The sequence below is a fragment of the Cohnella soli genome (genome assembly GCF_042655525.1).
GTDB lineage: Bacteria > Bacillota > Bacilli > Paenibacillales > Paenibacillaceae > Cohnella > Cohnella soli.
Map to the genome: position 1 here is coordinate 15,342 of NZ_JBHSMI010000003.1, position 13,631 is coordinate 28,972.

12 protein-coding genes are annotated in these 13,631 nt (G+C 37.2%); 11 read left to right on the top strand and 1 reads right to left on the bottom strand.

Translation table 11 applies throughout. The features are described from left to right. Positions 1 to 3 precede the first annotated feature (3 nt). From ACFPOF_RS01930 to ACFPOF_RS01940, 3 genes are all read left to right on the top strand, one after another. On the top strand, positions 4 to 477 hold the full coding sequence (locus ACFPOF_RS01930; RefSeq protein ID WP_378129311.1) for a DUF1643 domain-containing protein: 474 nt from the start codon (positions 4 to 6) through the stop codon (positions 475 to 477). 294 nt (positions 478 to 771) lie between these two features. Continuing rightward, positions 772 to 948 carry a hypothetical protein gene (locus ACFPOF_RS01935; RefSeq protein ID WP_378129080.1) on the top strand — a complete coding sequence of 59 codons (177 nt, stop codon included), beginning with the start codon at positions 772 to 774 and terminating at the stop codon, positions 946 to 948. A 53-nt stretch (positions 949 to 1,001) separates the two neighbouring features. Continuing rightward, positions 1,002 to 1,175: a hypothetical protein gene (locus tag ACFPOF_RS01940; protein WP_378129082.1), complete on the top strand. Its 174-nt coding sequence runs from the start codon at positions 1,002 to 1,004 to the stop codon at positions 1,173 to 1,175. A gap of 122 nt (positions 1,176 to 1,297) precedes the next feature. Here ACFPOF_RS01940 and ACFPOF_RS01945 read toward each other — a convergent pair whose 3' ends face one another. Continuing rightward, complete coding sequence (locus tag ACFPOF_RS01945) at positions 1,298 to 1,459, bottom strand: ribbon-helix-helix domain-containing protein (protein WP_378129084.1); 162 nt, start codon at positions 1,457 to 1,459, stop codon at positions 1,298 to 1,300. 339 nt (positions 1,460 to 1,798) lie between these two features. Here ACFPOF_RS01945 and ACFPOF_RS01950 point away from each other — a divergent pair, with 339 nt between their 5' ends. The 8 genes from ACFPOF_RS01950 (at position 1,799) to ACFPOF_RS01985 (ending at position 13,622) form a co-directional block, all read left to right on the top strand. Further along, positions 1,799 to 2,218 (top strand): hypothetical protein, encoded by a 420-nt coding sequence (locus tag ACFPOF_RS01950; protein WP_378129086.1) that lies wholly within the window; start codon positions 1,799 to 1,801, stop codon positions 2,216 to 2,218. A gap of 105 nt (positions 2,219 to 2,323) precedes the next feature. Further along, positions 2,324 to 2,509, top strand: coding sequence for a hypothetical protein (locus ACFPOF_RS01955; protein ID WP_378129088.1), 186 nt, complete (start codon positions 2,324 to 2,326; stop codon positions 2,507 to 2,509). 400 nt (positions 2,510 to 2,909) lie between these two features. Next, entirely contained in the window at positions 2,910 to 3,743 is an 834-nt protein-coding gene (locus ACFPOF_RS01960) for a hypothetical protein (protein ID WP_378129090.1), read from the top strand. A gap of 252 nt (positions 3,744 to 3,995) precedes the next feature. Continuing rightward, on the top strand, positions 3,996 to 5,348 hold the full coding sequence (locus ACFPOF_RS01965; RefSeq protein WP_378129092.1) for a hypothetical protein: 1,353 nt from the start codon (positions 3,996 to 3,998) through the stop codon (positions 5,346 to 5,348). Then, positions 5,320 to 5,691, top strand: coding sequence for a DUF5659 domain-containing protein (locus ACFPOF_RS01970; RefSeq protein ID WP_378129094.1), 372 nt, complete (start codon positions 5,320 to 5,322; stop codon positions 5,689 to 5,691). The genes ACFPOF_RS01965 and ACFPOF_RS01970 overlap by 29 nt, the downstream gene beginning before the upstream one ends. Continuing rightward, positions 5,621 to 7,102: a TOTE conflict system archaeo-eukaryotic primase domain-containing protein gene (locus ACFPOF_RS01975; RefSeq protein ID WP_378129096.1), complete on the top strand. Its 1,482-nt coding sequence runs from the start codon at positions 5,621 to 5,623 to the stop codon at positions 7,100 to 7,102. The genes ACFPOF_RS01970 and ACFPOF_RS01975 overlap by 71 nt, the downstream gene beginning before the upstream one ends. Before the next feature lie 143 nt (positions 7,103 to 7,245). Continuing rightward, positions 7,246 to 7,734, top strand: coding sequence for an AP2/ERF family transcription factor (locus tag ACFPOF_RS01980; RefSeq protein ID WP_378129098.1), 489 nt, complete (start codon positions 7,246 to 7,248; stop codon positions 7,732 to 7,734). A gap of 389 nt (positions 7,735 to 8,123) precedes the next feature. Then, positions 8,124 to 13,622, top strand: a complete 5,499-nt coding sequence (locus ACFPOF_RS01985; RefSeq protein WP_378129099.1) for an RHS repeat domain-containing protein — start codon at positions 8,124 to 8,126, stop codon at positions 13,620 to 13,622. Positions 13,623 to 13,631 lie beyond the last annotated feature (9 nt).

Genomic DNA, 13,631 nt, shown 5'->3' on the forward strand with positions numbered 1-13,631 from the left:
ACAATGTCAGACAATAATGAATATAGGTATAGGTTAACTCGAACTTGGGATAAAACTAAAGAGCTTGTCGGGTTAATAATGTTTAATCCAAGCAAAGCAAACGCACTTAAGACCGATGATACAATAATGAATATAACAAATTATCTTATTGACCATGATTATGGTGGCGTAGATATTGTGAATCTATTTTCGTATATGTCAATTAATAAATCAGGAGTGACTAATAGAGATCAAACGCATGAAAGATTGAATGACAACTATATCCTCCGTGTGGCAAAAAAGGCTAATACATTGATAATTGCATGGGGACCAAATGAAGAAGAGCAGGTTCTTAGGAAGCGAGAGGTTGAAAACTTGCTGTCTCCCTATGCAGGAAAATTAATATGTTTTGAAGACGAGGATGGTAAAAGCCCTAGACACCCATTACATTTATCAGATAAATGGAGTTTAGTACAATATTCATTTAGATATATTTGATAAAATAATTGCTTTTATTTGGAGATGGATATGATGGTTAAGAAGAATAAAGAAGATCAGTTAAAATGATGGTTTCAATCGGAAGGGGGATTTCAAATTGAGACTTGGAAAACAAGAAGGACTAAAAATCAATAATCTGAATAACAAAACAATGGCTTTGCGGCTAAAAGCAAGGTCATTGTTTTGTTATTCAGATTATTAATCGAGTAATATTGCAGATCATTTTTATGAATAGATTCATTGGGGAGTGAATATGCTAGTGATAGATTTAAGAAACAAAGAGGTGAAATGACGATGTTTGATCTAAATTCAGGTGATATCGAGGAAAAAGCGATTAAACACATCGAAGAAGAACTTGATGATAAGCAATTGATGATGCATTTTAAAGATACTGCTACTGGACCAATAAGATTGTATGTAAGAACGATGATAGAGGAATATCACAAGATACTAATGGAACAGCTAAGATAAAAGTCCATAAGATCCTCTTCATACCAGGTGACGCAAAAAGGGGGGAAACAATAATGCTACTTACAAATGAGCAAAGAGCACGACTTGAGGAAATGGAACGGAATTATACTGTTATCTGGCATGAAGGAACTAGAGATTTTGAGGATGTATTTTGTGAACATGTAATAGCACATGCAGCGAAACAAGGTATACATTTAGTTCGAAAGAAAAAAACAGATACTAAATAGTTTTCCTTAAAATTTATGATGAGTCTTTTAACCAGATCGATGTTAAGTCATGCTTTATCAGAGCCTTCCAATTTATCAGGTACTAATTTTAACTTCACATTAACAAAGATAAAGTTCCCATGTTAACGGGAACTTTTTTCTTTGTTATCATGATGTCTTTGAATGATCGTCACAATGTAGTTGCTTAATGATCTATTTTCATCTTTAGCCTCTAACTCAAGTTGCTCTTTTAAATTTATTGGAATTGTAATCATTACTCTAACGTTTTCATTTGAAATAGCCATCACTAGACACCTCCTAAATAACTAAATTATATACTTAAGTCGGAAGTGTAACAACATGAAACATTGATGTTGACAGGTGCAACACCTAATTGTATTATTGATTTAAGTTGCACGGTGTTACACCTGAATGATAAGGGGGTGCCATTATTAAGGCTCTAACTAGCCGTATCCGGTTCTACGCACGTAAAGCAAACAACTACAGCGATCAATCTCTATCGTGGCTAAAACGATTCCCTGGCTCACAGAAACCGCCTAAGAGCCGCTATGAGCGACTGATGAGGTATAAGCAAGCAATTAACCAGAAAATTGTACAAACAACAAAAGGAGACTGATCGAAAAATGAAAATTACACGTGCACAACGTCAACAACTATCGAGCCTTCTCGCATTTTTTAATCTTCAAGGTGGTGGGGTATTTGAAGAGGAATTCGGATTTCTCCTAAAATGCGGAATGGATGCTCAACAATTTATTACAAAGAATAGACACATTCGTGGTATCAAGTTGTTTCCTGCTATGGATCGTGAGCGCGAAAGAATCCTTGATACAACCCGCTATGACTCCTATGAGGATTTTGAAGAAGCATACATAAGAAACCCTCTAAGAGGCTTAAGCAGGCTCTTTGGTGAACATATGGATGCCGAAAAGGCGCGTCATTTAGATGGTGTACCACCGGAGCATATTTACGATCTGCATTTACAACATCCGTACAAGAGATTGATGGGGGTTGCAGTATACATAGGCACTTCAAAGACAGCGTGAACCATATACGAAAGCCGCATTTACCCAAATGATACGATGGGGAAGATGCGGTTTTTACTTATTTCTTACCCAAGTGGACACTCTAAATAAAGGAGGTGCAACCTAATGCGTAAAATGGATCAGATCGCGGAGAGACTTGGGTATGTAGGGAACCAAGCCGAAACTGATATACAGTGGTTGCTGTCGCAGTTGGAAAAGGCGGAGCGGGTGATGACTAAGGCGTTAAGTTATTTAAGTGATACCGAGATCGTAGAGGAAATAAAAAAGTTCTTGGTGAGTTTATCGAAATGAATCCATACGTATCCGAACTAGTGAACAATAATTTATATTCAAAAATCCTTTATATTTATTGCCTTTTTGGGCGATTTTCTATTGCGTAAATTTCAGTTAAGTGATAAAATTAAATTTTAAAAAACTATTGACTCACTATAGTTTGATGTTGTAGTATTACTGTAAAGACGAAATTAATTCAAACATTGATCAAAAACTACATAATCCAGAAGTGACAACCGCAATCAAGGGGAGCAATATGTTACCTTCGGATTTTGTGTTTTTCATCGACTTTTGAGTTAATATCAGTCTTTTTTTGTTTCCCAAAAATATCCATGCGAAAGCATGTTTACATATATAGCCGAGACGAGTTGAGCAGAGACGAGCAATGGGAATTAATAAAATTATGGAGAGTGAATGAATGGTCAAAAAAGTTGAAACACGGGGAAGACCTAGAATATTTCCAGAACGTGAAATTGTAGAATGGCAAAATGCTCATGGAGAAAGATTTGATGACCCAAGAAAGATTAAGTTTGTACAGAGCCTACTCCAAAAAGGGATAATAACTCAAACACAAATTGTTGCAGCTCACTTGCTGTTAAATTCAACAACGAGCCGAATCAATGCTTGTAAGTACAAGTCAGGCGTATACGCATCCGTGACTTCTGATTGGGATAATCCCGAGGTTATGGCATTGGATATCATAACGAAACACACAGGTATGTGGGACGCATGGGTGCTACAAACAGCATATTATGAACAAACAGATAACCATGCTGACAGAGCTAGTATAGACCGAGTTGACGAAAATTCAGGCTACAGCCTAAAAAATATTCAGTGCCTTTCAGTAGCAGAAAATACTAACAAAGCTACAAAGAAACCGCATTACATATTCGAAATTAAAGATAACATGTTTAGCGGATTACCCGATGATCTACCTACTTATAAAAGATTTGAGACGAAGCAAGAGGCCGTAAAATCTCTTGGCGTAAAAGTTAAGAGCGATAATGGTCGTATTTATCAAGGGCATGACGGTAAGAACTATCTAATTCAGTCCGAGGAAGTCACAACTGCAAAAAGACAATTCGAAGAATATGAACTTGAAGATGAGAAACTTTGGCATCAAGCGTGGCTACCAGTTGGAACATATGAGGATAGATTGGGGAATAAAGGGGTACTAAGGCAGCAAATTATTTTCCCTTACATGATGATAACGTTAAAGGAATCAACAGATGATGCTGTAAAGACTTCATAATACATTAAACATATCAGGGATGGCGGGAGGTTCCGCTTCCCGTCTTCCCCATAAACAAAGGGGATAATATATGAGACTTACAATCAACCTTAAAGATGGCGCGCGCGCTGAAAACAATAGCAATTTCACTCTCGAACAAGTCCAATCCTTGTTAGAAGGACTTACTGAGGGTTACACGATCAGATTTAACAATCCAGGTAAGCCTACAGTCGTATATCAAGCTGACGAAGTGGAATCGGTGACTGTCTACCTATGAGCATGATCTTCTACCTCGGATATGATGACAAGGCGTACTTATTTAGCGATACAAGGATGTCAGCGGTACATAACGGAATTAACTACTACTTAGGCGACGGGTTCGAAAAGGCCAGAGCTTTTAGGGACAAGACTATTATCTTTTGTATGGGTAGATTGGATGCGGCTAGACGATTATTTGAGCAACTTCCCTGCACAGACCTTGATCTTAATGAGATCAAGAGAATAGCGACGGAGATTTTTAAGGATTACAACGGCGATGAACTGGGCGTGTATGTAATGACTGTTGATGCCAGTGGGCAGTATGTAATACATACGATGGCAAGCGAAGACGACTTTAAAATCATGACGGATACCGTTAAGAACATGGATATGGCGGGAGCAGGAGCGAACAGTGAGAAAGCGTTAGATTTCGCTAGTACAAAGTTCGGCAAGATGCAGCCAATTGAGATAGTCAAAGAGTCGTACCGGCATGTTGCGGACGAGAAGGTTGGCGGCGAGCTTATCATGTATGAGATTGATGCGAGCAGCAATCCTAACATCACAATCAAACGAAGTAGTAGCACAATTACAGACAGTAGGCCGTTAAGACGTCTTCGCGCTCATGCGATGATGGATGGAACCGCAAAGTTTAGAAAAATGCAGTTAACCGATGGCAACAGTACGATGCTCATGGATAGTGAGACGCGAAAGCTGTACATAAACAATTGGGATATCGAGGGTGTAGGAGCTTTAGACGCTCGCTTTATGCAGACGGGTACTCTGACCGTAGCGGATGGATATATTAACGATTTGACGGTTACGCGACTAAAGACCTTAGATAAGTCAGATAGCATCGGAGACACTGTCGATTATCTACAGGCTCAAGATAATTATCTCAAATGGGTCACTGGTACAATTACTGACCGCCAGCAAGCAAAGGATGCTAATGGCACTTTGTTGTACTGGTCTGATGCGACAAAGAAGCAAATTACAACGGCTGCAACAGCATTTCCGTTTTATAATTTAACATTTAGTCCAGTCGAGAAAATGAGCTTCTTCCTCGAAGGAGAGGGGCTAGCATCCTACCCTAAGATGATTTTAGGAACTGGCGACGGAGTTTCACCGACATCGGGGAAAGCGATTATAGAGAAGCCAACAACAAAATTAGATATTACATATCACCGAAGTAATTCAGGAGCAATCAGACAGGTTGAATTGGCTGACTTGGGGATCACGATCAAGGCTGACGGCGGGAAGATAGTGATCGAGTCAACCAATGATAATGTCGAGATTAGAGGTAAGAATGTGAACATAACCGCATCAGATACGATAACTTTTGATGCAAGCAGCAAGTACGATTTCAAGTAAATTAAACACTGGAGCGGAGGGCGGAGCTGTTCCTGCTCTTCCAATCCAATACATTCAAGGAGCATCAAACCAAATGCAAACAACAACTAAAAGTTACGGTGATAATCTGATTATTAAATCTCAACGATTGGCGGGGTTTTTAATGCTTAATGGGCAAAAGCTTCACAACATAAAAATTTCAAACGACGGGAGTAACCGCAACGTTTACTTTTTTAGTCATACCACTATAATTGAGGATTTAATTGATTCATACAAAGCCGAGAAGGAGCTTAATGTCAAAAACAAAGAGTACGATTTCCAAGAATGCCGAGCAATTAAAGAACAACGGAGAAGTAAAGAATAAACTACACGAGCTATACTTTATCCAACGTTCACACTATCTGATCCAATATAAAAATTATGGGTACATAACATATAAACAGGGAAAAGCCAGACGCGGCGAGAAAGTAAGAGGGCTTCAAGATTATCAGATGACCTGTCATCTTGAGGGCAAGTATACGGTAGGGACATTTAGCAAGTATACAACTAAGTTTATAACTTTTGATGTGGATTTCCCTTCGAACAAAGAAACAGCAAAGTGGATTACATATAAGGTGTCTCATTCGCTTAACAGTTTAGGAATTGAACATCATATCAGCTTTAGCGGTTCAAAGGGCTGGCATATTGAAGTGTTTTTCAAAGATTTGATTCGGATTGACCATGCGAAAATGTTTTACAATCACATATTAGATGTGTCAGAGATTCGACAGTACCAGGATGAGGGTAATAAAGTCGAGTTTCGCCCTACTGACAAACAAGGCGTTAAGATACCACTTGGCGCCCATCAAGATACAGGTAACTACTGCGGATTTTGTAATGTGTCCGATGGATTACGAGTTTTGGGGAAAGATGAATCTGAGGCATATTTACTTAAAATCAATCGGATAGACTCGCAACGAGTTCTTGATATTATCGGCACAGAAAAGGATAGCATCGACAAGAAAGCGCTGATGCAGACTGAGGAAGCCATTGGACAATATAAGCCGTTGCCGATTTATGAGCAGTCCGAGAAATATAGTATTGATTATATAAAGGATGCTTATATTAATGGTCTGAAGGTACAAGGAAGCAGACATTCAATTACATTTAGGATTTGCTTGTATTTAAAGTATCATGGATTAGAAGCGGATCAAAGCAAAGCTGAGTTATACGAATGGATGGAGAAGCAGAATCCAGAAACGTATACGACAAAACTCGAAGATTGCTTTAAGGATATAGATAATATCGTTCGTGATGTGTATGAGAAAGACATGGGTTTAGCGGTTAGTAAAAGAGATTTAACCGTTACATACGAGGAAATCAAATGGATTATTGATAAATGTCCAGAAAAGAATCAGAAATTGATTGTATATGCGATGCTGATCCACTCGAAGCGATTTGCTACAAAAATTGGAGTTTTTTATATGAAGTTTAAGCATATCGAAGAGGCAACGGGATTAGACGATAATACAGTACAAAGACAAGTAAATAAATTGATTAGTCTTGGAGTTATTGATGCAGTTGAGCGTGACAGAAAGCAAAAAGGCACATATCTGCGAAAACCTAATAAGTATCGATTAAATTGTTTTGCAGAGAGTACGAACAATGAGAAGTCATATAAGGTGGACGAGACGCAAAATGATTTTACAATATGTTTGAAGTATTTTTTTACAGAGGCTCAATTAAAGAAGTTGATACCTAGGCGACAGTTTGAAAGATTGAAGGTATATACATAATCTGATTCAAGTTAGTTGTTTATAAAGCATCATTATCAATTAAACCTTATACATTTAATTCTTTCTATGGTGGGGGTAAGAGCGTTCCCCACTGGATAATAATAATAAATATCTATTATACCCCATATTGTACAAGAGGAGATTTGATTAGCATCGACAAAGTAAAATCATCATCACAGTATACCGGCGTTTCGTGGAACAAGAGTGCGAAGGCGTGGGAAGCGAGATTGTTTTATGAAGGTAAGTATCTTTATCTTGGCAACTGGAACAATGAACAGTGGGCAGCCGAAAGGTACGACGAAGAGGTCATTGACTTGAAAATGAACAAGCCGACAAACTTATTACCTAATCCATATTACAAGCCACTGGAGACAGTAGCCGAGAAGCGGGAATCTACATATAAGGGCGTTAGATGGTCGCTCAGGGCGCAACGTTGGGAAGTAAGGCACTATGATAAGGAAGATAAGAAGCAGTCGTATATAGGAGTCTTTGAAAACGAGAAGGAAGCAGCAAAGGCGTATGATCGGTATGTGTTCGAGGCAATGTTGAGTAGATTTAACTTTCCTGAAGATCTGAAATTAGAACAAAAGGCAAAGAGAAAGAAGAAGATAATCAGGGAATCCAATATGTAATTCTGAAGCGGGAGCGGGACATTATTGTTGTCCTGCTCTTTCTTGTTTGCGAATCGGTTCCCGAGAAGGAACAGCATAAAGAAGCCTAAGTCAAGGGTGACTATTATTTGAGACGACATTGAAATTGAATTCGTTCGTCTCGTCCTTTTCAAGTGTTTTAAAACCGCGAAAAAGTGGCTTTCTTAAACAGTCTGGAGTTGTCATAATTACAACTTCTTTTTTATTCCTGATTAATCAATATCCCTGGTTCTTCGTCGAATACTTGGCTTAATTTTTACTTGTCAATCCATATTATTACAAATTGGATGTTTTATGTTTGGATTTCCCTATGGTAAATTTGATAATCTTGTTAGGATGTTATCCTGTATCCAGAAAAAGGAGAAGAATCCATGTTTGCGTCAATCAGAAAACGTTTATTACCTGTAGCAATGTGCTTGTTTCTGGTTCAAAGTTCAGTTCCCGTTTTTGCTGAAGGGAAGTCAGAGGGTGTTGAAGTAAGTGCCCCAATTGAAATAAGTGCCTCAACGAATCAAGAAGAAGAAGCTGTAATCAATCAGGGTCAGTTTAGCAATGAAGTTTTTTCTAGAATTAAGAGTGAGTTTTCCGTCGAAATGCTTGAAGTAGCCGCATATTATTATCCTGAATTAATGGAACTATTAAATGAATCTCAAAAATCTACAGTTCTTTCACTTAATAATAATGAAATTGAAAGAATTTTGAATGGTATGTCGAATGACAATACTATGTTACTTAAGAACTTGACTCCTCTTCCAATTCTACAAAAAGAGATGAAAGAGAAAGAGAAAGAGAAAATTGGTCAAGAACTTTCTTCTCTAAAAGTAACCACTGGTTCCCCAAACTATACTTTTACTGAGAAACAAAACCCTATTCACTATAATGTAAGTATAGATTCTATTTATGATCCAATATACAAAACAAGCTCTCAAAATGATGTTGACCTCTATCTACCTGGTAAGCATGGTTTAGACTTTTTTCTTGAACGTAGATATAATTCACTAAGTTCAAAAATTTCTGAACCGACCTTGACAGGAGCATATTCAGAGATTTTTGCTGATGGGGCAGATTATAGTCCTGGTACTGGTATGGAAGATGGAATGCTTAACTTTGTTACCGACAATTTTAATCCTGGTTACGAGGATAATTATATAGCTGTGGGTTGGAGTTTAAATATACCGACTTTCAAAAGAATCGATTTTATAAAAAATATTCAATCAAAAAATGCAGTCGGTACAAATGGCATTACATACACATATTACAATAGGCAACAACCAGAATATCGAACCTATTCAATTACTTTAGAGAATGGTGAGACTTTTGAATTTAGAAATTTGCAATCTGACCATCCTTATAATCAACCAGATAGGAATGTAAAATTAGCTATATCAGCAGATGGTTATTATTTGTTAACGGTTGACGACACTATAACTTATAAGTTTGATGATAGTCACATTATTTCGAAAACTAATATATTTGGAGACAAGATTACATACACAAATAATACATCTCATTATTTAATTACCGATTCTGTTGGACGTACGGTAAAAGTCAATTACGATCCTGTAGGAACTGTTAATATAAAACAAAAAATTACTGGTTTCGAGGTGTACGATGCTAGTGGAGTGCTATTAAAATCAATAAAGTATAACTCAAGATTGTTTGATAAAGTTTGGATAAACATGAGATATTGTGATAATAATTTTAATGAATGCTATTTAAATCTCAAACAGTATTCATGGTATCAATTAGATTCAGTATCAGATAACATCGCTCAAAAAACATTGAAAACATACACATATTTCGATGTAGGAACAAGTACGACTTTAGCTGATTTTAACTTTGAAGATGATTACATGTATATTACAAATAACAATGCTCCAGTCTTAGACTACCGAAGCGAAAGTTATTATGTGTTAAATCAAGATAAAAGAAGGTATGGGGAGATCCAATACTTACTTCTAAAAGAAGTTCAAGATGATATTGGTTTCACGACACAATATCAATATCGTTCATATAATAGAAGTTGGTGGGATTCGTCGGATTTTTTAAGTAGTGATATTAACCGTGGTACGACTAGATTATATCTTGATCCATTTGCACTCACATACATAGGTTATCACCCATTAGTGAATGTTTTTTTCAAATATACAAACGGATCAGGAGAACAAAAAATTTCTCAGTTATCACTCGACATAGATTCAACAAAAACTCAAGAGATCTGGAATAGCCCTAAGAAGGGTGGGGAGTATGGAGATTTTCGTTTAAGTAATATCAGTTCTTATCGATCTGGAGATCAGATTTCAAATGTTCTTCGTAATAATTTAGGTTCATTCACCGTATCAAATAAGTTTAATTACCATTCATTGGATCGTGGGTTAAAAGTTACAGATTCTTTTACAAGAGCGATTGATACTCTAAGTAACAGTATTGAATTGAATGAGAGCAATACCAGATATACTACTATTAAATCGGAAGTTACTTCATTCCAATACGATCCAGGAAAAGTACAACCTTATCTATCGAAACATTTTGACATCGGAGGTACGAACGATCCTAAACCCCAAACTATTAAGGATTTCTTAATGTCTGGGAATAGTCGTTCATTGCCTGTTACACTATCAAACTATGCTACATTAAACAAGAATGAATATGATGCATCGGGATTTGTCATCTATCAAGAGGATTCTCTTGGAAATAAGACTAATTATCAATATAATGGTCCATTCCATCAAATCAGCTATTTGAAAAATACTTCAAGTGACGGAATAACTATAAACGAAGAGACTTCCGCTTACAATGTTGACGGCACACTTGCAAAAGTAACCAAAAAAAGTACGTATCGTAATCCATTGGATGGAACTCAAGTTAAAAGCGATACAATGATAATTGAATATTTGAATTATAATAGCTTTAAGGTACCAACCAAAATTAAAGAGACTGGGTCCGGAGCTCAATTTGATAATAATAATATAGTCACTGAGACTAATCTTGAGTATGACTCCAAAGGTTTCCATGTAACAAAAGAAACGACAAATGCAACGTTGGCTTCCGGGCAAGCTGCAATTCCTGTATCTGTTTCTTATCAATATGATAAACTAGACCGCTTAGCATTAATAACTTACCCTGATGGAAGTAAAGCAGAATATCAATATGATTTTAAAGATCGAATACTGTCGGAAAAATTCACACCGTCTCCTTCGTTTGTTGGTGCGACACCAAGAACGACAACCTATAATTACAACGATATTACCCGTACCCTTACAAAAACACTTCATGATGGTGAGAGGCAAATTACAAGCTACACTCCATACGGAGAAATTGAAACTCAAAAACGTAGTGTAGGCAGCGAAACTAAAACCATTTTAAAAAACTTAACTGACAACACAGGCAAATTGATCACAACTTCGTTGCCTTTTGCTGATGTTTCAAAAGCCACCAACTATAGCTATGGAGCAAATGGAGCAGTAAAAAGCAAAACTGATGCACTTGGTCAACAGACTAATTATTTCTATTCGAACACTGCTTATGCAATTGATGGATCATATACTTATTTGCAAGACACAATTAAAGTAGTAGAACCTGACGGAAAAGAAACCTGGACTTACAAAGATAAAGCCGGTAGAACAGTAAAGCAAATTGAAAAGAGCCAAACTAAATTAAGAACAATAAATTACTCATATACTCCTCTTGGAAAAGTTTCTCAAAAACAAGTGACATCGCAAGGAGTAACTCAAACTACCCAATATGGATACGATGCATTGGGTAATCTTATCTACATCAAAGACGAAAAAGGACAAATTTACGAGTATGTTTATAATCGATTAGGTCTAATGGTTGCTTGGTATATTAATGGGCAATTGCAAAAACAAAGCATATACAACGAGGCGGGTTGGCTACTTATGGAAACCAATGCTGCTGGGAATCAAGAAAAATATCAATACAAAGCAAATGGTATTATAGAATTATATACGGACAAAGACTTACAATCGTATAACTACACATACACACCGTATAACGAACAAAATCGATTGTCTGTAAAAAATCAATCTGGAACTGAAGTCTATTGGTCTCAAAACACCTTTGATCCGACCACAAGACTGTTGATAGGTTTAACAAGCAGCGAAAACGAATCTTTAGCCTACCATTATGACCAATGGAAGCGCATGGATACTCAAACCGTCGCTGGTCGCAATTATTCTTTTGGATTTGATGGTTTTGATCGGATGAATACGTTAACTTATCCCGATGGAAAGGTAGTGACATACGGGTACGATAATTTGAACCGAATGTCTTCTGTGTCCTATTCGGAAATGGGCATTACACCGGTTAACTATTCCTATACCGTAAGCAACAATGAGAATAAATATACAATCATTTATCCGAACGGTCAAAACCAAGATAAGAAAACCGATGCATTTGGCGAGCTAACAGCAGTTAATCATTATAACAACAGTACAACCCCGAACTGGGTTGAATCGTTCGGCTACGATGGAATGGGGAATATTAATAGTATTAATCGTAATGGAGCAGCTTACAGTTACTTATATGATGAACTGAACCGTATACAACAGGAGTCCAATCCAGCGGCTTCGATTAATGTATATACTTATGACGATAAAGGCAATATCTCAAGCATCTCACGAAACGGAACCACAAATCCGTTCACTTACGATAGCGTAAATAGGGTTCAACAATCGACTGTGACAAGCGGAACGATAAACTACACGTACGATAATCGTGGAAATCGTTTAACCGCAAATGGCTCAACTTATACTTACAACGCAATAAACCAGCTTAAAACATTCAACAAAACAGGTACAACAGCTTCGTATACTTACTATAGCGATGGACTACGTGCAACAAAGACGACTAACAACGAACTGACGCGCTATGTATATTTTAATGGTCGAGTAATTGAGGAACTGGATTCCACAGGTAACGTAAAGGCTCGTAATATTTGGGGAAATGAACTGATATTCCGCAAAGATTACAGCGCAAACAAAGGCGGCTATTATTGGTATAATGGTCATGGGGATGTTGTGAAGTTAAGCGATAGTAACGGGATATCGTTGAACACTTATGACTTTGACATTTGGGGCAACATTACCCAATCGACTGAAACGATTTCGAACCCCTTTAAGTATAGTGGAGAAATTTATGACGATGAATCGGGTCTCTATTATCTAAGAGCGAGATATTATGACCCTTCAATTAGTCGATTTATTACAGAGGATACGTATGAGGGACAAATTAATAATCCATTGACGCTGAATCTTTATACGTATGTTGGGAATAATCCGTTAATCTATACTGATCCTACGGGACATTTTTGGGAAACAATCGCTGATATTATTAGTATTGGATGGAGCGCTGTTGATTTTTGGAAAGACCCTAGCTGGAGCAACGCAGGTTATTTAGCGTGGGATATTGCTGCCGCAATTGTACCTTTTGCTCCCGGTTCATATGTACTTAAAGTGGGTAAACTGACGTTCAAAAGTGGAGAAGAAGCTGCATCGTACTACAATAAGCTTAAGAAAACACAAGACATTAATTGGAGCTCTTATAAAAAAAAGCACACTCTTGATAGTAAAGTGAAATGGGACAAAAAAGCTATTGAAAGTACTAAAACTGGTCCAGCAAAGTATAAGCCTGGGATCGATAACGAAATGCTGGAAAGAATTGCGTGGGATCAAGGTACAACTGTGAAAAACAGTGACGGGTCAATATGGAAAATACTTAAGTATGATGATGTTGTCGGTGCTTATCTCGGTAAGGAAACGAATTATGTTGTAGTCAAAGAAAGTGGAGGAACAATACATGGACACCCTATTAGCGAAGAAGAAGCAAAAGCCTATTTAAAAAATGCTTAGAGGAGAGAT

Bases quoted from the DNA above. Each gene is read 5' to 3' on its own strand.
- ACFPOF_RS01930 (WP_378129311.1), top strand. From the start codon at position 4: ATGTCAGACAATAATGAATATAGGTATAGGTTAACTCGAACTTGGGAT.
- ACFPOF_RS01935 (WP_378129080.1), top strand. From the start codon at position 772: ATGTTTGATCTAAATTCAGGTGATATCGAGGAAAAAGCGATTAAACAC.
- ACFPOF_RS01940 (WP_378129082.1), top strand. From the start codon at position 1,002: ATGCTACTTACAAATGAGCAAAGAGCACGACTTGAGGAAATGGAACGG.
- ACFPOF_RS01945 (WP_378129084.1), bottom strand. From the start codon at position 1,459: ATGGCTATTTCAAATGAAAACGTTAGAGTAATGATTACAATTCCAATA.
- ACFPOF_RS01950 (WP_378129086.1), top strand. From the start codon at position 1,799: ATGAAAATTACACGTGCACAACGTCAACAACTATCGAGCCTTCTCGCA.
- ACFPOF_RS01955 (WP_378129088.1), top strand. From the start codon at position 2,324: ATGCGTAAAATGGATCAGATCGCGGAGAGACTTGGGTATGTAGGGAAC.
- ACFPOF_RS01960 (WP_378129090.1), top strand. From the start codon at position 2,910: ATGGTCAAAAAAGTTGAAACACGGGGAAGACCTAGAATATTTCCAGAA.
- ACFPOF_RS01965 (WP_378129092.1), top strand. From the start codon at position 3,996: ATGAGCATGATCTTCTACCTCGGATATGATGACAAGGCGTACTTATTT.
- ACFPOF_RS01970 (WP_378129094.1), top strand. From the start codon at position 5,320: ATGCAAGCAGCAAGTACGATTTCAAGTAAATTAAACACTGGAGCGGAG.
- ACFPOF_RS01975 (WP_378129096.1), top strand. From the start codon at position 5,621: ATGTCAAAAACAAAGAGTACGATTTCCAAGAATGCCGAGCAATTAAAG.
- ACFPOF_RS01985 (WP_378129099.1), top strand. From the start codon at position 8,124: ATGTTTGCGTCAATCAGAAAACGTTTATTACCTGTAGCAATGTGCTTG.